Raw genomic sequence first — 19,059 nt, 5'->3', positions numbered from 1 at the left:
TTTAAGGCTGAAGTGCCATTACCAGAATACGATGTATAGGATGACGGTGAGTGCGCAAACCAGACCGCCCCATTTTAAAGCCGCTTGAGATGGCGTCATATCTAAGGTTGTATTGGATTTAAACTCGACCCTCTCTTCTTTAAAAATCATGCCATAGACTGTCAGTATTGCGAGTACCGCGATTAGACAGTAAGACATGTTGTAGAGAAAGTGAATGTGAGGGTAGTTCGCTTGCATAAACGCGTAGATGATGGCGTTTGCAACAATACCAATCACACCAGCCCACTTGCCTGATGTTCTATTGATTAAGCCGTAGATAAATACCGCTAAAATACCCGTCGATACATAACCTTGGAATGACTGAATAAAGCCAAAGATTGATTTGAATTCAGCAAGCATCGGTGCGACGACACATCCAATTACTACGAACACGCCAATGCAAATACGTCCAAACTTAACATATTCACCTTGAGCTGCTGTTGGACGGATATAGCGTTGATAAACGTCCATTGTGAGCAATGTTGAAGCGGCATTAAGGACTGCTGCAAGGGATGAGATAATTGCTCCCATCAAAGCTGCGATTACGAAACCGAGAACACCCGTATTTTTGGGGATCAACTTAGTGATGAGTAGCCCCATCGCAGAGTCATATTTATATGGGTTGATCGCTTCTTTTACTACGTTTCCCTCTCCTAAACGAGCGACTACTTGTTGGTTATGTTCTAGGATTTCTTCAGCTTTGTTAGGGTGAGAGTTAGCGTATTTACTATCAAGAATAAATACCTTGTTGGTATCGATGTCAGAGACAGCCTGCTCATAACTAGAGAATACACTGCCGCCAGCGTCTAGGTTGGCACTTGCTTCCATATCCGAAGAGAAAAGGTTGAAAGCGATGATGCCTGGTATAACGATAATAAATGGGATGATCAGTTTTAAACCAGCAGCTAAAACTAAACCTTTTTGTCCATCACCAAGAGAAGCGGAACCCAAGATTCTTTGGGTAATGTATTGGTTTAAACCCCAGTAGTAAAAGTTTGGAATCCAGATACCTAGCAGTAATACTGGCCATGGCATTGCTGGTGTATCCATGTGCATTGATTCACTGTTTAGTGCATTGAATTTGGTCAGAACACCAGCATCAGAATTGATGTGGGCTGCATTCCCTGTTGAAGAAACTAATTGAGACACATCAACTGCACCAAGAGCATCAAACGCGAAATAGGTAATGATCGCTCCGCCCACAATAAGAGCAGTGCCTTGTAATAAGTCCGCCCAAGCACACGCTTTTAGACCACCAAAGGCTACATAGAGTGCAGCCATCCCACCTAGGATCCAGCATGCAAAGGGTAAAGAGACAAAATAGCCGAATTCAGCAAACAGCTTTGTCATCGTTATCGCACCAGCATAAATCACCCCAACTAAGCTAACTCCCACAAGAATTAGAATCATTGATAAAGTCATCGCTAAGCGCGCCCAGTGGTTGTAACGAACTTCTAAAAACTCGGGAATTGTTGTTATGCCGGTTTTAAGGAAATAAGGAAGTAAAACGAAGGCAACGACAACAAGTGTAATTGCAGCGATCCACTCCCAACTTGCTACGGAAAGCCCTTCTAATCCAGCACCTTGCCCGGACATACCTACAAATTGTTCTGCAGAAATATTGGCAGCGATCAGTGAGAAACCAATCAACCACCAACTCAGACCTCGACCTGCAAGAAAATAATCAGCAGCACCGTTATCCGAGTTTGCTCCATTGGTAGCGGGCTTACTTTTTATCATGCCGACGCCAATGACGGCGATCATGAATGCCAGTGCTACAGTTATATCGAGAATACCCATTTTCTATAGACCTTTTGTTTCATTAATTTGTGGAAACGATTTCACCTATAAGTATGTAATCCTTGTGATTATTATTATTTTCAACGTAGAGTCGTCTGTTATTGTTTTGTTTTATGGTGGTATCGTTTACACAAGAATCTATTTTTTTATAAAACGTATTACGAGGTAAAAACGTATTAGCTGTGATTTTGATCACTTGTCATGGGGGGCTTATGTGATCGTGTCAGGCAAGTTAAATAATTGATTGTGATGAATAATGAGAACTTATTTTGTGCGTAAGAGAAACAACGCAGATAGGCAATATACGGTGACAGAATAGGGGGGATAAGGACAAAAACCGAGCCAGTGCTCGGTCTTTTTATTTAAACAACTTCTCTGCGCGAACTGGGGCGCTGAAGCGGAAGCCTTGTCCGTAGATGCAGCCGCGCTCGAATAGGTATTGAGCTTGCTCGTCGGTTTCGATGCCCTCGGCGACCACTTTCAATGACAGGGTTTGTCCCATCGCGATGATGGCATTCACGATCGCATTGCTGTCGGTATTGCTTGGAACATCGCTTACGAAAGAGCGGTCGATCTTCAACTTATTGATTGGTAGACCTTTGAGGTAAGACAGTGACGAGTAACCGGTACCAAAGTCATCAAGGGAAATCTCAATGCCGAGCTCGCGCAGCAAGTTGAGTGAGGCGATGGCTTGTTGTGGGTCAATCAGCAAGAAGCTTTCGGTGATTTCTAGCTCTAGACGTTGCGCCGGGAATTCAGTCTCTTTTAGAATCACCCCAAGTTTACTGATGAAGTCCGATTGTTGCAGCTGAAGAGCCGATACGTTTACCGCGAGCTTGCCAAATTCAATGCCGTTATCTAACCATGCGCGACCTTGCAAACAAGCTTGCTCCAAGACCCATTTACCAATGCTTTGAATCAAGCCCGTTTTCTCTGCAATCGGGATAAAGTCCGCTGGAGAAATCATCCCAAGATCGGGATGTTGCCAGCGTAGCAGAGCTTCTACGCCCACCAGTTCGTTGGCGCTTAAGTTGTATTGCGGTTGGTAAGCTAAATGAAGTTGGTTCTTCTCAATCGCTTCATGCAGAGCAGACTGCATACGCACGTGAGACACGGATTTATCGGTCAAATCCGGTGAGTAGAATGCGTAGCCGTTACGACCGTTTTTCTTCGCCAAGTACATGGCTGTATCGGCGTTCTTGAGTAAGGTTTCGCTGTCTTGTCCGTCTTGAGGATAACGAGCCACGCCCACGCTGGTGGAGATGCGCAGAGACTCGTTCTTACTGACTTCAAAAGGACGGTTGAACAGGCAGAGTATGTCCTCAATGGTGTCGATCAGCTGCGAATCCGATTCGATATTCGGCAATATGATGACAAACTCATCGCCACCGATACGTGCCACATGAGCGCGTAAGTGCAGTACATCTTGCAGACGTTCAGCGAGTTTAGTCAGCAGTTGGTCACCACAGAAGTGCCCCATGCTGTCGTTGATGTGCTTGAAGTGGTCGATATCGAGGAACAGAGTCGCAAAGGCGTGTTGATGCTTCTGACCATTCTCAATGTGCTGTTCTAGCAAGCTGATCAAATGAGTACGGTTAGGAAGGTTGGTCAATGGATCGTAAAACGCCATGCGTTGCAGCTTTTCTTCATGCGCTTTACGTACCGAGATGTCTTCAAACACACAAATGTAGTTGATCAGATGGTTTTTATCGTCCATCACCGCACTGATGGTGGCGAGCTGTGGGTAAATGCTGCCATCTTTTTTACGGTTGATGAACTCGCCTTTCCATTGACCTTTGCTTTCTAGCTGACGCCACAACTGTTGATAAAATTCGCGGTCGTGATGCCCAGAGCGCAAGATATTTGGGTTCTTACCGATCACTTCTTCTGCTTCGTAACCAGTGATGTGGGTGAAGGCACTGTTTACATCAAGAATGTTGGCTTTGCGGTCGGTGATCACCATCCCTTCGTGGGAGTTATCGAAGATTTTCGATGCCAATGACAACTGAGTCTCCACCATTTTTCGGCGAGTGACGTTGCGTGTCATACCCAAAATACCAATTAGCTCTCCGGTTTGATTGCGGATTGGCGATTTGATGGTTTCCAGCCAAGTCGGATTGTTGTTGTCATCAATTATGGTGCACTCTTCCACCGTGTTTTGGCTGCCCGTGGCGATCACCAACTGGTCGGTATCAATGAACTTCTTCGCTCGACGGCTGCTGAATAACTCGAAGTCATTCTTGCCGACAATTTCACTGCCCGTCATTTGCCAAGAGTCTTCAACGCTGCGGTTGGTCATCGCGTAGCGACCATCGGTGCTTTTTATCCACGTGTGGTCTTCTAAGCAATCAATGAATTCTTGCAGGGATGGCAGTAAGTCTGGCAATTGAACATCGTGACGCTGCTGCTCTTTATGATAAGTCTGAGCAACATCAAAGCCGACGCGTCCTGCCAATGCGCTTAACCATCCAGAAATGACCGTACCTTGTTCGGTTGGATGAACCAATGCGAAGGCAGCAAACAGCTCACCGCTCGGCAACCATATCGGGCAGTAACTCAAGGTTTGGTTTTGAAAGGGCGTTTGCTCAACAACAAGCTGAGGATAGATAAAGTGCTCAGTGGCTGGATCGAGAATCGCGACTATTTCACGATGATGTTGCGGCGATGTCGCCACCTCACTCAAGCGCCATTGGCGAGTGTAGCTGAAAGTATAAAGCTGACCGTGCGCCTGTGTGGCATCACAGCATTGTTGCAAAGCCTGTTTCCAGTCTGTCATCAATGTAGGGGAGATAGCGAAGCGAAACATAGTTAATAAAGCATCCTGAGCGCCCTTGGATTTATGTTGTTAACATCTAATTAGACGTTCATATCGGGCTTTGGCTATATCGTATCCAAAGCCCGAACAAATCCAAGCAAGGAACACTTCATTAATCGAGTAAACTGTTAGCTAGCTCTCTTTTTTATAAATCGCGTCTCATTTTTGCAATGGTTTCGGACGTCATCATTGAGCGGTGTTCGCCTGTTTTTGCTTTTTGCCGAACTTCACTTGTTGAATCACCAAGCCGCTGATGATCAGCACTAAGCCAATCAAAGTGGATGGGTGAATCTCTTCACCAATGATGGTGGCAAGCAGCATGAGCGAGATGAATGGTGAAGCGAAAATCAGGTTGCTGATGCGTGCGGTGTTCTCGGTGAGCTTGAGTGCCGTTAGCCACAACACGAAGGTTACGCCCATCTCAAACAGACCAACATAAGTCACTGCCGCCCAACCTTTCGCGGTGATTTGGCTCCAGTCAGCGCCTTCATAAATGCTTAAGCCAATCGCAAATGGAATTGCAACCAGAAAGCCCAATAGCACGCCCACCACAGGGTCGGCTTTGTTTTTCGTGTTGAGAATCCAGTAACTTGCCCACAGCAATGTTGAAAGTAGCGCTAATCCCACACCAAGCGGACTTTCGAATTCCATTCCCAACACGTTACCTTTAGTGGCAATTACGATGACACCCAAGTAACTAAAGCCGCAAGCAATCCAGTCTTTATTGCGGATCTTCTGCCCCAAGAAAACCGCCGCCATCAAGGTGAGCGTGATCGCCCAACTGTAGTTGATCGCCTGCGCTTGGGAGGCTGGCAATAAGTCGTATGCTTTAAACAAGATGAGGTAGTACGCCAGTGGGTTAATCAATCCGAGCAGTAAGTAGTACCAAGGATTGGCAAGAAACGTTGAACTGAGCTGATTCAACTTGCCTTGCACGCCACATACCACGATGAGCGCAATAGCCGAGACAATACTCGCCATGGTCAGCATCTGAATCGGTGAGAATTCCGCCAAAGTCAATTTAAATGCGGTCGCTACTGTTGACCAAAGTAATACCGCTGATAGCCCAAATCCTAGGGCGCGACGCTCGTTCATGATGCCTCTGTGTGATGATGTACCGCTCATCGCTGTTGGTTTGAGCAGGTGTGAGTATGTTGTACGGAGCGCCTAGTGTATGCGAGGATTTTTCATCCAACAAACTGGACATTTATCCAGTATGTAAATACCATTATTAAAGATAAAAAACACAGGCTAACTCGCTATTATGCAATGGATTCTTGAGCATCAATCTCTCATTCTGTCTTCTCTTTTTACCGCGACCATCAGCGGTGTTGCAGTGGGTTGGTGGGTTAAACAACGCTTTGCCACGCAAACTCAATTGCTCGAACAGCAGCTCTCATCTGAAAAACAGCTTCATCAACAACAACTTGAACAGGTGAAGCAAAGCCTCGCCGAAGCACAGCAAGAATTGGATGAGCTTGATGATGAGCGAGATAAAGCGGCTTTCGAGGTGCGCCAAACTCACGGTAAATTGATGGCGGCGATGGAAAAGCTGCGTTACTTCGAAGCAGTGAAGCAAGAGCGTCAGCAGTATTTTGATGAGCTAGGGCAGATGCGAGAGCACAAATCGCGTCTTGAAACCCAGCTTGGTGAGCAGCAAGCGCGCCACGAGCAAATCAACCAAGCCAATGCAGAAAAGCTGCAGATTCTTGAGCAAGCAGAAGTACGTTTGAAGCAGCAATTTGAACACTTAGCGAATCAGTTGTTCGAAGAGAAAACCGCCAAAGTCGACATGCAAAACCGTCAGAGCTTGGAAGGTTTGCTGTCTCCACTCAAAGAGCAGCTGGAAGGGTTCAAAAAACAAGTTAACGACAGTTTTAGCCAAGAAGCCAAAGAGCGTCACACCTTGGTGCATGAGTTGAAGAACCTGCAACGCTTGAATGAACACATGACCCGAGAAGCGGTCAATCTGACTCAAGCGCTGAAAGGTGACAACAAACAGCAGGGTAACTGGGGTGAAGTGGTTCTGGCTCGTGTCTTGGCAGAATCTGGTTTGCGTGAAGGGCATGAGTACCAAACTCAGGTGAGCTTGCAAAACGAAGCTGGCAAACGCTATCAACCGGATGTGATTGTTCACTTACCGCAAAACAAGCAAGTGGTGGTCGATTCGAAAATGGCGCTGGTGGCGTACGAGCGCTACTTCAACGCAGAGAACGACATTCAACGAGAGCGGGCGCTGAGCGATCACTTAGCCGCGCTGCGCGCGCACATCAAAGGCTTGAGCCTTAAAGATTACCATCAGTTAAAAGGCATTCAGAGCTTAGATTATGTGTTGATGTTTATTCCGGTGGAGCCTGCATTCCAAGTTGCGATTCAAGCCGACCCAAGTTTGGTTAAAGATGCGATGGAGCAAAACATTATTTTGGTCAGCCCTACCACTTTGCTGGTGGCGCTACGTACGATAGATAACTTGTGGCGTAACGAGCGCCAAAACGAAAACGCCCAATTGATCGCGGAACGAGCGGCGAAGCTGTACGACAAACTACGCTTGTTCATTGATGACATGGAAGGACTGGGCGGCGCATTAGACAAAGCCAACCAAACGTACCAAGGGGCGATGAATAAACTGGCAACAGGGCGTGGCAACGTGATTCGTCAGGCGGAAAGCTTCAAGCAATTAGGAGTGGAGGTAAAACGTCCAATTTCGCCAGATCTTGCTCAGTTGGCGCAGAGTGAGTCATTTTCGGAAAATGCTTCTTTAGTAGAAAGACATCCGGCTGAGGATAAAGTAAACTAATCGCCCGCAGTACAGTGGGCGACCCTATTTGTTATCAACCGCCCCGTAGTGAGAAAGTGCTGCCCAAGAGGAATCAGAATGACGGACACAAGTGTGCAATCAAATACAGCGTTAGATAACGACACTACCCACTTTGGTTTTACCACAGTGGCAAAAGACGAAAAAGTGACCAAAGTTGCCGAAGTTTTCCACTCAGTGGCAGCAAAATACGATATCATGAATGACTTGATGTCAGGTGGCGTTCATCGCCTTTGGAAGCGTTTTACTATTGATTGCAGTGGCGCTCGTCCGGGACAACGTGTTCTTGACCTAGGTGGTGGTACTGGCGATTTAACGGCGAAATTCTCGCGCATTGTTGGCGACCAAGGTCACGTGATCCTAGCGGACATCAACAACTCAATGCTGAATGTGGGTCGTGACAAACTACGCGACAACGGCATTGTTGGCAACGTGCATTACGTTCAAGCGAACGCAGAAGAACTGCCGTTCCCAGATGATTACTTTGACGTAATTACTATCAGCTTCTGTCTACGTAACGTCACCGATAAAGACAAAGCGCTGCGCTCTATGTTCCGCGTGTTGAAGCCTGGTGGTCGTTTGTTGGTACTTGAGTTCTCAAAACCAATCCTAGAGCCACTATCAAAAGTGTACGACGCATACTCATTCCACCTATTGCCCAAAATGGGTGAACTAGTAGCGAACGACGCAGACAGCTACCGTTACCTGGCTGAATCTATCCGCATGCACCCAGATCAAGACACGCTGGAAGGCATGATGAAAGAAGCGGGCTTCGAAAACACCAAATACTACAACCTAACGGGTGGTATTGTGGCGCTGCACCGCGGCTACAAATTCTAAGGATAAGCGGTATGCCATTTGAACCTCTTATCACTGCCGTTATTGAAACGACATTAAATACGCTGATTAAAGACGATCCTGAATTGGGTCGTCGTTTGTCACGTCTTAAAGGTCAGGTGATTCAAATTCACCTGAAAGAGATCAATAAGACGCTGACGTTCATCTTCAGCCAGCAAATCGATGTCTTGGGCAATTACGAAGGTCAGCCAGATTGTTATCTGTCGCTGAATCTAAGCGTGCTGCCTGAGTTGCGCGATCAAGCCAATATCACTCGCCTTATCAAGCAAGATAAACTTGAACTTGAAGGTGACATCCAATTGGCACAGAAATTCTCTCAATTGATGGTGGATTGCAAACCTGATATCGAAGAGTGGCTGTCTCGCGTGACAGGTGATGTTGTGGCTCATACTTTTGTGCAAGGTACCAAGAACGTCGGCGGTTTCTTTGCCTCTCAAGCAGAGAAACACCAACGTCATCTTGCTCAAGTGGTAACAGAAGAGTGGAAACTGGCGCCAGCACCGCTAGAAATTGCCCACTTCTGCGACCAAGTAGACGACGTTCGCAGCCAAGCCTCTCGCGTTGAAGCGCGTCTAAACGCATTACTAAACAAGTTCGATTCGGATAAGCCTGCGCTGGAGAACTCATGACGCCAGCAGAAATAAAGCGCTTATACCACATCATTAAAGTTCAGCTGGAATACGGCTTGGATGAGTTGTTGCCCGATCATCAACTGACCAAAGCGCCGCTTTTGATGCGCAAAAGCTTATTCTGGATGAAGAACAAGCACCCAGAAAAGCCGCTGGGTGAACGCCTTCGTCTCGCTCTGCAAGAACTTGGTCCGGTTTGGATTAAGTTCGGTCAGATGATGTCGACTCGTCGCGACCTTTTCCCTCCGCATATCGCTGATCCTCTTGCACTTTTGCAAGACCAAGTTGCGCCATTTGATGGGCAGTTAGCGAAAGAACAAATGGAACTCGCTCTGGGCGGTCCATTAGAAAACTGGTTTACTGAATTTGATATCAAACCGTTAGCGTCTGCGTCGATTGCTCAGGTACATACCGCGCGATTAAAAGACACTAACCAAGAAGTGGTATTAAAGGTCATCCGTCCAGATATTCGTCCGGTCATTGATTCAGATCTAAAACTGATGCACCGAATGGCGCGTATAGTCGCCGGAGCGATGCCTGAAGCACGTCGTTTGAAACCAGTTGAAGTGGTTCGCGAGTACGAAAAAACCTTACTTGATGAACTCGATTTGCGTCGTGAAGCGGCGAACGCGATTCAACTGCGTCGCAACTTCGAAGGCAGTGAAGAGCTTTACGTACCAGAAGTTTTTCCTGACTTTAGTAATGAAACTGTCATGGTTTCTGAGCGAATATATGGCATCCAAGTCTCTGATATTGAAGGCTTGGAAGCGAATGGCATCAATATGAAATTGCTTGCGGAACGCGGTGTGAGTGTGTTCTTCACTCAGGTGTTTCGAGACAGCTTTTTCCATGCCGACATGCACCCGGGCAACGTGTTCGTTAAACCGGAGCATCCAGAGAATCCGATGTGGATTGGGCTGGATTGCGGGATCGTTGGTACACTTAATAGTGAAGACAAACGCTATCTGGCGGAAAACTTCCTCGCTTTCTTCAATCGTGACTACCGCCGCGTAGCGGAATTGCACGTTGATTCGGGGTGGGTACCTGCCGATACCAATGTCGATGAATTTGAATTTGCGATTCGCATTGTGTGTGAGCCAATCTTTGCTAAACCACTGTGTGAAATCTCTTTCGGTCACGTACTGTTGAACCTGTTCAACACTGCGCGTCGATTCAATATGGAAGTGCAGCCGCAGCTTGTATTGTTACAAAAAACGCTGTTGTACGTCGAAGGACTGGGTCGCCAGTTGTACCCGCAACTTGATTTGTGGGAGACCGCGAAACCTTTCCTTGAAGAATGGATGATGAACCAAGTCGGTCCGCAAGCTTTAGTGAATGCCATTAAAGACCGTGCGCCGTTTTGGGCAGAGAAGTTACCGGAACTGCCGGAGCTGCTTTACGATAGCCTTAAACAAGGCAAAGCCATGAATCAACGCATGGATCAGCTTTATCAGGGTTACCGTCACAGCAAGCGTCAGCAGGCGACAGGAAAGTTTTTATTTGGCGTTGGAGCCACTTTAGTCGTATGCTCGGCAATATTGGTGGATAACGCTTATGAGCAGCTATCGATCGCTAGCGGTATCGCAGGGGTCACATTTTGGTTGCTTAGTTGGCGAGCTTATCGTCGATAGACGTTAAACTCTTGAAATAATTTTGTTTAAAGACCCGAGGTAAAAAGAATGGGTGGTATCAGTGTTTGGCAACTTCTAATCATTGCTGTAATTGTTGTATTGCTATTCGGAACTAAGAAACTACGCGGTATCGGTGGCGATCTGGGTGGTGCCGTTAAGGGCTTCAAAAAAGCAATGAGCGAAGATGAGCCTGCGAAGAAAGACGACAAAGACGCAGACTTCGAGCCAAAAAGTCTAGAAGAGCAGCAAAAGAAAGAAGCAGCTCCTGAATCGAAAAAAGACAAAGAGCAGGCGTAAAACGTGTTTGATATCGGTTTTTGGGAACTGGTATTAATATCTGTTGTTGGTCTGGTTGTTCTTGGTCCAGAGCGTTTGCCACATGCCATCCGCAGTGTCTCTCGTTTTGTCGGAGCAGCGAAGAGTATGGCAAATAGCGTCAAAGACGAGTTGTCACACGAGCTGAAAGTTCAAGAACTGCAAGAAAACTTGCGCAAAGCTGAGCAAATGGGGATGGATGATCTGTCTCCTGAGCTGAAATCTTCGGTCGAAGAATTGAAGAAAGCGGCGCAATCTGTAAACCGCCCTTACGCGGAACCAACCAAATCAGAAGCGGAGCCTAAACAAGAGGCACCTGCGACTGAAACCGTTGAGAAAGCGGAAGAGATTAAGGTTACAGCGGCAGATAAGAAAGCCGAATAGTCTCATTAGGAGGAGCTACTAGTGATTGGTAGCTCCTTTTTGATCAGGTTTTAAAAAAGAGGTTTGCCATGTCTACCGTCGAGCAGACACAACCTTTAATTAGTCATTTATTAGAACTTCGCAACCGACTGCTCAAAGCCATTGCTGCAGTATTGGTGGTGTTTGTTGGACTAATTTACTTCTCTAACCACATCTACGAGTTTGTTTCAGCGCCTTTGGTAGAACGCCTACCTGAAGGTGCAACGATGATCGCAACCGATGTGGCTTCACCGTTTTTCACACCTTTGAAGCTAACCTTGATTGCTTCGGTGTTTATTGCGGTGCCGTTTATCTTGTACCAAGTATGGGCCTTTGTAGCGCCAGGTTTGTACAAGCATGAACGTCGATTGATCATGCCATTGCTGTTCTCTAGCTCACTGTTGTTCTACTGCGGTGTTGCCTTTGCTTACTTCGTGGTATTCCCACTGGTGTTTGGCTTCTTTACCGCTATCTCTCTTGGTGGGGTAGAGTTCGCAACCGACATCTCAAGTTACCTCGACTTTGTGCTGGCGCTGTTTATGGCGTTTGGTATCGCGTTTGAAGTACCTGTGGCGATCATTTTGCTATGTTGGACTGGCGCAACCACACCACAAGATCTGAAAGAGAAGCGTCCATACATCATCGTGTGTGCATTTATTGTCGGTATGTTACTTACGCCGCCGGATATGATTTCTCAGACCCTACTGGCAATCCCTATGTGTTTGCTGTTTGAGGTGGGTTTGTTCTTCGCGCGTTTCTACACACGTAAAGATGAAGAAGAGCAAGTGGAAGAGTAAAGTCACTCCAACTCCACCATTCAGTATTAAAAAAGCGGCTCATGGAGCCGCTTTTTGGTATCTACAGTTTATCGAAGTTTGATTTCGTGACCGCATTTAGAGCAGACATATACTTCTTTAATTCCAATCAATTTTTGAAACCAACTGCGTTGTTGACGTTGTAAATACACTCCGTGATTACACATTGCGAATCCTATCTTTTTTATTTTATAAGCCGGCGGGTATTTTATGTGAAATCATGTACATAATTCAATGGGACTAACTATATAGTTAAGAGTACAACTATATGATTATGAAATAATTGGTTTGTAGCACTAAACCTTTAAATCGCCGCCGCGTCTACAAACCAAGTCAGTCTCGCTGAACCTAGCATCTCGAGGTTACTTGGGTATACCAAGACTATGTAATTTTGCGGATGTATCCGCACCTTGAGCAGATGTATACCTCTTTGATGCCCATTAGTTTTTGCAATAGGGTGCGTTTTTGACGCTGTAAGTAAATACCGTGCTGGCAAGTGTTCATGAGCAGCCCATATCATTGAACATATGGGCAATAGTTTAGGGAGAGAAGCGCTTATATCTCAATAGCATGTTACTTATATATTTAATGTTAATTTATTGAATTATAAGGAAATGTTTGGTTTTAATTTATGTAAGTACTTACATCACTTCAGGCTAAACAACTCTTCTGCGTTTTTGGTCGTCAGAGCATCAATCGCTTCAAGGCTTTCTCCGCGTAGTTCCGCCACGCGCGCCGCCACTAAAGAAGTGTAAGCTGGTTCGTTACGTTTCCCGCGATGTGGAACAGGGGCAAGGTAGGGGCAGTCTGTTTCTAGAATTACCCAGTTCATATCCAAATGCGGGATGACCTTATCCATACCGCCGTTTTTGAAGGTTGATACTCCGCCCAGACCTAAGTGGAACCCAAGCTCGTTGATTGCCTGTGCTTCTTCTACGCTGCCACCAAAACAATGGAATACACCACGCAAGCGACCATCTTGTTCTTGACGAAGTAAGGTCAGTGTTTCTTCAATTGAATCACGAGTGTGGATAACGACAGGCAAATCCATCTCTTTAGCCCAGTTTAACTGAGTCACAAACGCCATCTCCTGCTCTGCTCGGAAGGTTTTATCCCAGTACAGATCGATACCGATTTCACCCACTGCAATAAAGTTATGCTTTTCAAACCAGTCACGAATGATTGCCAGTGTTTGCTCAACATTGCCATCGACGTAACATGGATGCAGCCCCATCATTGAACGGCAAATCTCAGGATAAGCCGCTTCGGTTTTTAGCATCGGCTCAATAGACTCAAGATCGATGTTCGGCAGCAGAATTTTATCAATGCCTTGTTCTAAAGCGCGCTTCACCACCTCGTCGCGGTCGTTATCAAATTCGCTAGCGTAAATATGAGCGTGAGTATCGATCATGGTTGGTCTCTATGGTTTATCGGTGTATGGAATTAGTGAGAAGTATACTTGAGTGTGAGTACGGGGTCATTTTCGGTTTTTTTCATGCCGTTTTTCCATATTGCTGCTCGCAAGGTGTATCAAGAGTGATATGATTTTGCCACCAGATGATTTGATCATCGTAACCTTCCAGACAAGGAGAAAGTGGTGTCTGTATCAATTCAAGGTCCATTCCCTGCACGCCGTATGCGTCGTATGCGTAAGCACGATTTTAGTCGTCGTTTGATGGCTGAAAACCAAGTTTCAGTAAACGATTTGATTTACCCAATGTTCATTCTGATGGGTAAAGATCGTCGTGAAAGTGTTGAATCGATGCCGGGTGTAGAACGTTTGTCGATTGATTTAATGCTAGAAGAAGCACAATACCTAGCAAACCTAGGCGTACCAGCAATCGCGCTTTTCCCTGTCGTAAACCAAGACGCTAAAAGCTTATGTGCTGCTGAAGCTTACAACCCTGAAGGTTTGGTTCAGCGCGCAGTACGTGCATTAAAAGAGCACGTGCCTCAAATCGGTGTGATCACAGACGTGGCACTTGACCCGTTCACTACTCACGGTCAAGACGGCATCATCGATGAAGATGGCTATGTGATGAATGATGAGACAACCAAAGTACTTGTAAAACAAGCGCTGTCTCACGCAGAAGCGGGCGCAGACGTGGTTGCACCATCAGACATGATGGATGGTCGTATCGGTAAAATCCGTGAAGCACTAGAAGAAGCGGGTCACATCCATACTCAAATCATGGCTTACTCTGCGAAGTACGCATCAAATTACTACGGTCCATTCCGTGATGCAGTTGGTTCATCAGCGAACCTAAAAGGTGGCAACAAGAAAAACTACCAAATGGACCCTGCGAATACGGATGAAGCGCTACATGAAGTGGCTCTTGATATCAATGAAGGCGCTGACATGGTGATGGTTAAGCCAGGTATGCCTTACCTTGATGTGGTTCGTCGTGTTAAGACTGAGCTTCAAGTTCCAACGTTCGCTTACCAAGTTTCTGGTGAGTACGCGATGCATAAAGCAGCCATCATGAATGGTTGGCTAAAAGAGCGCGAGACCGTGATGGAATCTCTGCTTTGCTTCAAACGTGCAGGCGCGGATGGCATCCTGACTTACTTCGCGAAAGATGTAGCAGAGTGGTTAGCGGAAGAAAATGCACAAGCTGCAGAGCACCTAGTAAAGACTCAAGAAGCGACAGACGAGTAATTATCGCTCAATGAGAAAAACCAGACCGACAATTGTTGTCGGTCTGAATATACCCAAGTACCCTCAAGACGGAATACACACGGCTTGAAGTTACTTGGGTATATTTATTTCTGGAGAGTAAGACAATGACAATGCTGATTCGTGAAGGCACGCTGGAAGAAGCGATCCAAGTGGTGGCTCGTGTTACTGAGTTTGCACGTGGTGAGACGGTTGAATCCATGGCGGAGCGTCTTGGGGATAAAAAAAGCTTAATCTTAGTCGCTGAGAAAGCAGGAGCTATCCTTGGCTTTAAAATCGGCTATGAGTTAGATGATTACACCTTTTACAGCTGGTTTGGTGGCGTTGCGCCAGAAGCGCGCAATGAGGGTGTGGCTCAGATGTTATTGGAAGCGCAAGAAGAATGGGTCGCAGAGCAGGGCTACAAAACGTTAAAAGTGAAATCACGCAATCAATTTCCTGCCATGCTTCGTTTGTTGCTAAGAAACGACTATATCATTGAAAAATTTGAAGAAAAAACCAACTTGCGTGAGTCTCGAGTCCACTTCATTAAGGCGCTATAAAAAATAAATGAGATTTTTTCTCATTTAGGTATTGACTGTTAAATGAGAATCATTATTATTAAACCTGTCTTAGGGAATGAGGAAAGTTCACAAGGACGTTGAGTTGCTAATTAACTGAGTGTTGAGAAGGTAATGAAACATTTTCCCCAGAACTTGCACGAATTCTTTTTGACACGACATTGCTCACATTGCTTCCAGTGTAATTTATAGCTTCTTGGTTAAGCTGCCATATAAATGGAAATAGCTTCACCACTTCTGCTAGGCGACCCAATTGGGTCGCTTTTTTCTTTTCTGAGATTTCTAATTGACGCCTCTATTGGCAACTTTTCCACATGTCATGATCATTTTAGGATCGTTGATCTTCTCGCCTGTTGGTATTTATTTTTATTAAAAACAATATCTTACGTTGGTGTTTTGTTGGTTTTATTTCCGTTGGATAACCAGTGGATAATTTCTATAAACAGAGTTATCCACAAGAAGGTGCAAATTTCGTGAATAACATCGGAAAATTTCCGCGACCTTGATCGAGCGAACAAGATAGATTCGGATCAGCAGTCATGGCATTCTAAGCAGATCTATTAAGTACTGATTTGGATACAGACAATTATGGCAAGTATTCCTGAAAATCCGTTGATTCTGATCGACGGCTCTTCTTACCTATATCGCGCTTTTCACGCTTACCCAGGCACGATGAGTAACGGTGAAATCCCAACTAACGCAGTTTACGGTGTAGTGAACATGTTGCGCAGCATGATGCGTCAGTTTGCTTCTGATCGTATCGCAGTGGTTTTCGATGCGAAGGGTAAAACCTTCCGTGACGATATGTACCCGGAATACAAAGCGAATCGTCCACCAATGCCGGACGATCTTCGTTGCCAGATTGAACCTCTGCATAACGTTATTCGTGCGATGGGTCTGCCATTGATCTGTATTCCAGGCGTAGAAGCCGATGACGTGATTGGTACTCTGGCTTATCAAGCATCGCAACAAGGCATGCCTGTTTTGATCAGTACTGGCGATAAAGATATGGCGCAGTTGGTGGATGACAACGTTACCTTGATCAACACCATGACAAACGTTGTGATGGATCGTGAAGGTGTGGTTGAGAAGTTTGGTATCCCACCAGAATTGATCATCGATTACCTAGCGTTGATGGGCGATAAAGTTGATAACATTCCTGGCGTTCCGGGTGTGGGTGATAAAACAGCAACTGCTTTGCTACAAGGCATTGGCGGTCTGACAAAGCTGTATGAAAACCTCGACGATATTGCAGCGCTTGGCTTTCGTGGTTCAAAAACCATGGCGAAGAAGTTAGTGGATAACAAAGACAACGCAATGCTGTCTTACGAGCTTGCGACCATCAAGCTGGATGTGGAGCTGGAAGAGACGCCAGAATCATTGCTAAAAGCAGAACCAAGCACAGATGAACTGATCAAACTGTACGGTCAGTTGACGTTTAAGTCTTGGTTGAATGAGCTATTAGAAGGCGGCACGGGTGTAGTTGAAGCGGATGAATCAACCGGCGCAGCGCGTGGTGGTTCTGCTTCATCTAAAGCAGATATGGACACCTCAGCAGTAAAAATCGACCGTAGCCAGTACGAAACCATCCTAGATGAAGCTTCATTTAATGCTTGGTTAGACAAACTAAAAGCATCGGAGTTATTCGCGTTTGATACCGAAACCGACAGCCTAGATTACATGGTGGCAAACTTGGTTGGTTTGTCATTTGCAACAGATGAAGGTATTGCGGCTTATGTACCAGTGGCTCACGACTACCTAGATGCGCCGCAGCAGCTGGATCGTGATTGGGTACTGGCACAGCTAAAGCCGATTCTTGAAGATGAGGCTCAGGCGAAAGTCGGTCAAAACCTAAAATACGATGCGTCTGTGCTGGCTCGCTACGGCATTGAGATGAAAGGCATCAAGCACGACACCATGTTGGCGTCTTACGTCTACAACAGTGTAGGCGGCAAGCACGATATGGACAGCTTGGCACTGCGCTTCCTACAGCACAGCTGCATTTCATTCGAGCAAATCGCAGGTAAAGGTAAAAACCAACTGACCTTCAACCAAATCGATCTGGATGAAGCTTCACCATATGCTGCAGAAGATGCAGACGTGACACTTCGCCTACATAACCGTTTGTTTGCCAACATCGAACAAGATGAAAAGCTAAAAACCGTATACGAAGAAATCGAAATGCCACTCGTGCCAGTGCTGTCTCGCATTGAGCGCACTGGTGTGTTGATTGATGACATGAAGCTTAGCGCGCAGTCGGTAGAAATTGCCGCTCGTCTGGATGAGCTTGAGCAAAAGGCGTACGAGATTGCAGAACAAGAGTTCAATATGAACTCACCGAAGCAACTGCAAGCGCTTCTGTTTGAAAAAATGGGTCTACCAGTTATCAAGAAGACGCCATCAGGCACACCTTCTACCAATGAAGAAGTGCTGCAAGAGCTGGCTCTGGATTACCCACTACCAAAACTGATTTTGGAATACCGTGGTCTGGCGAAGCTAAAATCAACGTACACCGATAAGTTGCCGAAGATGATCAACCCATCAACGGGTCGTGTGCATACTTCTTACCACCAAGCGGTGACAGCAACGGGTCGTCTATCTTCAACCGATCCTAACTTGCAGAACATCCCAATTCGTAATGAAGAAGGTCGTCGTATTCGTCAGGCATTCGTTGCCCCTACGGGTTACAAGATTCTGGCAGTCGACTACTCTCAGATTGAATTGCGTATTATGGCGCACCTATCAGGTGACCAAGCACTGCTTGATGCGTTCCGTGATGGTAAAGATATCCACGCAGCAACGGCAGCAGAAATCATGGGCGTTTCTATTGAAGACGTTTCAAGTGAGCAACGTCGCCGTGCGAAAGCGGTTAACTTCGGTCTAATCTACGGCATGAGTGCATTTGGTTTGGCGAAGCAACTGGGTATTCCTCGTGGTGAAGCACAAGCGTACATGGACAAGTACTTCGAGCGCTATCCAGGCGTGATGCAGTACATGGAAGACACGCGCAGTGCGGCTTCAGAGCAAGGCTTCGTCGAGACCATCTTTGGTCGCCGTCTACACCTTCCTGAAATTCAATCTCGTAACGGCATGCGTCGTAAGGCGGCAGAACGTGCAGCGATCAATGCACCGATGCAAGGTACCGCTGCGGACATCATCAAGAAAGCGATGTTGTTAGTTAATCAGTGGATTCAAGAAGAAGGCAACGGTCGAGTGAAACTTCTGATGCAAGTACACGATGAACTGGTATTTGAAGTTGAAGAGTCGTCTTTGTCCGAAATTGAAAGTAAAGTACAGAATTTGATGGAATCTGCAGCAGAGCTGAAAGTGCCTCTAGTGGCAGAAGCAGGTCACGGTGACAACTGGGATCAAGCACACTAGTCATTTTTAAGCCAATTTAGCCCATTTAGTATGAGCCAGCGCACAAACGCTGGCTTTTTTGTGTCATTAAAAAAGCAAATCAGATCTGAGATTTAATGTTGCTTAATAAAACTTTCATGAAAAAAAACTACAAAAGTTCTTTGCAAATCTGACCAATTGTTGTACATTATCTCTCGTAGGGTACAGAGGTAAGATGTTCTATCTTTCAGACCTTTTGTTTCACGTTATTGGATTAGGCTGATTCAGCCGCCCCAGTCAGTTTTTGACTGGGGCGTTTTTTATTGGGCGAAAGAAAAATTTCTTTTTGATCAGTAAGTTAAGC

The 19,059-nt window shown here is 46.0% G+C and carries 15 protein-coding genes; 11 read left to right on the top strand and 4 right to left on the bottom strand.

Annotated elements, in window-relative coordinates:
• Window positions 1–18: 18 nt before the first annotated feature.
• The 3 genes from AACR11_RS20575 to AACR11_RS20565 all read right to left on the bottom strand — a co-directional run bounded on the left by AACR11_RS20575 (window position 19) and on the right by AACR11_RS20565 (window position 5,749).
• Complete coding sequence (locus AACR11_RS20575; RefSeq protein ID WP_029788976.1) at window positions 19–1,839, bottom strand: sodium:solute symporter family transporter; 1,821 nt, start codon at window positions 1,837–1,839, stop codon at window positions 19–21.
• 358 nt (window positions 1,840–2,197) lie between these two features.
• The gene (locus AACR11_RS20570) at window positions 2,198–4,645 is read right to left on the bottom strand and encodes a sensor domain-containing protein (RefSeq protein ID WP_079325104.1); all 2,448 of its coding nucleotides are present in this window, start codon (window positions 4,643–4,645) and stop codon (window positions 2,198–2,200) included.
• 195 nt (window positions 4,646–4,840) lie between these two features.
• Window positions 4,841–5,749, bottom strand: a complete 909-nt coding sequence (locus AACR11_RS20565) for a DMT family transporter (RefSeq protein ID WP_029788974.1) — start codon at window positions 5,747–5,749, stop codon at window positions 4,841–4,843.
• A gap of 169 nt (window positions 5,750–5,918) precedes the next feature.
• On the opposite strand from AACR11_RS20565, the gene rmuC reads away from it, so the two are divergent.
• The 7 genes from rmuC to tatC all read left to right on the top strand — a co-directional run bounded on the left by rmuC (window position 5,919) and on the right by tatC (window position 12,101).
• Window positions 5,919–7,451, top strand: a complete 1,533-nt coding sequence (gene rmuC / locus AACR11_RS20560; protein ID WP_029788973.1) for a DNA recombination protein RmuC — start codon at window positions 5,919–5,921, stop codon at window positions 7,449–7,451.
• Window positions 7,452–7,529: 78 nt separating this feature from the next.
• The gene (gene ubiE / locus AACR11_RS20555; RefSeq protein ID WP_005429980.1) at window positions 7,530–8,309 is read left to right on the top strand and encodes a bifunctional demethylmenaquinone methyltransferase/2-methoxy-6-polyprenyl-1,4-benzoquinol methylase UbiE; all 780 of its coding nucleotides are present in this window, start codon (window positions 7,530–7,532) and stop codon (window positions 8,307–8,309) included.
• A gap of 11 nt (window positions 8,310–8,320) precedes the next feature.
• Window positions 8,321–8,956 carry a ubiquinone biosynthesis accessory factor UbiJ gene (locus AACR11_RS20550; protein WP_005448553.1) on the top strand — a complete coding sequence of 212 codons (636 nt, stop codon included), beginning with the start codon at window positions 8,321–8,323 and terminating at the stop codon, window positions 8,954–8,956.
• On the top strand, window positions 8,953–10,587 hold the full coding sequence (ubiB, locus tag AACR11_RS20545; RefSeq protein ID WP_029788972.1) for a ubiquinone biosynthesis regulatory protein kinase UbiB: 1,635 nt from the start codon (window positions 8,953–8,955) through the stop codon (window positions 10,585–10,587). The genes AACR11_RS20550 and ubiB overlap by 4 nt, the downstream gene beginning before the upstream one ends.
• Before the next feature lie 48 nt (window positions 10,588–10,635).
• The gene (gene tatA / locus AACR11_RS20540) at window positions 10,636–10,884 is read left to right on the top strand and encodes a Sec-independent protein translocase subunit TatA (protein WP_005429959.1); all 249 of its coding nucleotides are present in this window, start codon (window positions 10,636–10,638) and stop codon (window positions 10,882–10,884) included.
• A gap of 3 nt (window positions 10,885–10,887) precedes the next feature.
• Window positions 10,888–11,286: a Sec-independent protein translocase protein TatB gene (tatB, locus tag AACR11_RS20535; RefSeq protein WP_005430029.1), complete on the top strand. Its 399-nt coding sequence runs from the start codon at window positions 10,888–10,890 to the stop codon at window positions 11,284–11,286.
• 68 nt (window positions 11,287–11,354) lie between these two features.
• Window positions 11,355–12,101, top strand: coding sequence for a twin-arginine translocase subunit TatC (tatC, locus tag AACR11_RS20530; RefSeq protein WP_005448551.1), 747 nt, complete (start codon window positions 11,355–11,357; stop codon window positions 12,099–12,101).
• A 664-nt stretch (window positions 12,102–12,765) separates the two neighbouring features.
• Here tatC and AACR11_RS20525 read toward each other — a convergent pair.
• Complete coding sequence (locus AACR11_RS20525) at window positions 12,766–13,530, bottom strand: TatD family hydrolase (RefSeq protein WP_029788970.1); 765 nt, start codon at window positions 13,528–13,530, stop codon at window positions 12,766–12,768.
• Window positions 13,531–13,716: 186 nt separating this feature from the next.
• Here AACR11_RS20525 and hemB point away from each other — a divergent pair, with 186 nt between their 5' ends.
• From hemB to AACR11_RS29900, 4 genes are all read left to right on the top strand, one after another.
• Window positions 13,717–14,778 (top strand): porphobilinogen synthase, encoded by a 1,062-nt coding sequence (gene hemB / locus AACR11_RS20520; RefSeq protein WP_029788969.1) that lies wholly within the window; start codon window positions 13,717–13,719, stop codon window positions 14,776–14,778.
• 125 nt (window positions 14,779–14,903) lie between these two features.
• Window positions 14,904–15,338, top strand: a complete 435-nt coding sequence (locus AACR11_RS20515; protein ID WP_009701602.1) for a GNAT family N-acetyltransferase — start codon at window positions 14,904–14,906, stop codon at window positions 15,336–15,338.
• Window positions 15,339–15,944: 606 nt separating this feature from the next.
• Complete coding sequence (gene polA / locus AACR11_RS20510; RefSeq protein ID WP_029788967.1) at window positions 15,945–18,737, top strand: DNA polymerase I; 2,793 nt, start codon at window positions 15,945–15,947, stop codon at window positions 18,735–18,737.
• 193 nt (window positions 18,738–18,930) lie between these two features.
• Complete coding sequence (locus AACR11_RS29900) at window positions 18,931–18,978, top strand: hypothetical protein (RefSeq protein ID WP_438356636.1); 48 nt, start codon at window positions 18,931–18,933, stop codon at window positions 18,976–18,978.
• The last annotated feature ends 81 nt before the right edge of the window (window positions 18,979–19,059 follow it).

It is taken from the genome of Vibrio sp. L85 (assembly GCF_963871815.1).
In the GTDB taxonomy this organism is placed as follows: Bacteria; Pseudomonadota; Gammaproteobacteria; order Enterobacterales; family Vibrionaceae; genus Vibrio; species Vibrio harveyi.
The sequence above is the reverse complement of the archived record's forward strand: the minus strand, read 5'-3'. Positions and strand labels throughout refer to the sequence as shown.

Bases quoted from the DNA above. Each gene is read 5' to 3' on its own strand.
- AACR11_RS20575 (WP_029788976.1), bottom strand. From the start codon at position 1,839: ATGGGTATTCTCGATATAACTGTAGCACTGGCATTCATGATCGCCGTC.
- AACR11_RS20570 (WP_079325104.1), bottom strand. From the start codon at position 4,645: ATGTTTCGCTTCGCTATCTCCCCTACATTGATGACAGACTGGAAACAG.
- AACR11_RS20565 (WP_029788974.1), bottom strand. From the start codon at position 5,749: ATGAACGAGCGTCGCGCCCTAGGATTTGGGCTATCAGCGGTATTACTT.
- rmuC (WP_029788973.1), top strand. From the start codon at position 5,919: ATGCAATGGATTCTTGAGCATCAATCTCTCATTCTGTCTTCTCTTTTT.
- ubiE (WP_005429980.1), top strand. From the start codon at position 7,530: ATGACGGACACAAGTGTGCAATCAAATACAGCGTTAGATAACGACACT.
- AACR11_RS20550 (WP_005448553.1), top strand. From the start codon at position 8,321: ATGCCATTTGAACCTCTTATCACTGCCGTTATTGAAACGACATTAAAT.
- ubiB (WP_029788972.1), top strand. From the start codon at position 8,953: ATGACGCCAGCAGAAATAAAGCGCTTATACCACATCATTAAAGTTCAG.
- tatA (WP_005429959.1), top strand. From the start codon at position 10,636: ATGGGTGGTATCAGTGTTTGGCAACTTCTAATCATTGCTGTAATTGTT.
- tatC (WP_005448551.1), top strand. From the start codon at position 11,355: ATGTCTACCGTCGAGCAGACACAACCTTTAATTAGTCATTTATTAGAA.
- AACR11_RS20525 (WP_029788970.1), bottom strand. From the start codon at position 13,530: ATGATCGATACTCACGCTCATATTTACGCTAGCGAATTTGATAACGAC.
- AACR11_RS20515 (WP_009701602.1), top strand. From the start codon at position 14,904: ATGACAATGCTGATTCGTGAAGGCACGCTGGAAGAAGCGATCCAAGTG.
- polA (WP_029788967.1), top strand. From the start codon at position 15,945: ATGGCAAGTATTCCTGAAAATCCGTTGATTCTGATCGACGGCTCTTCT.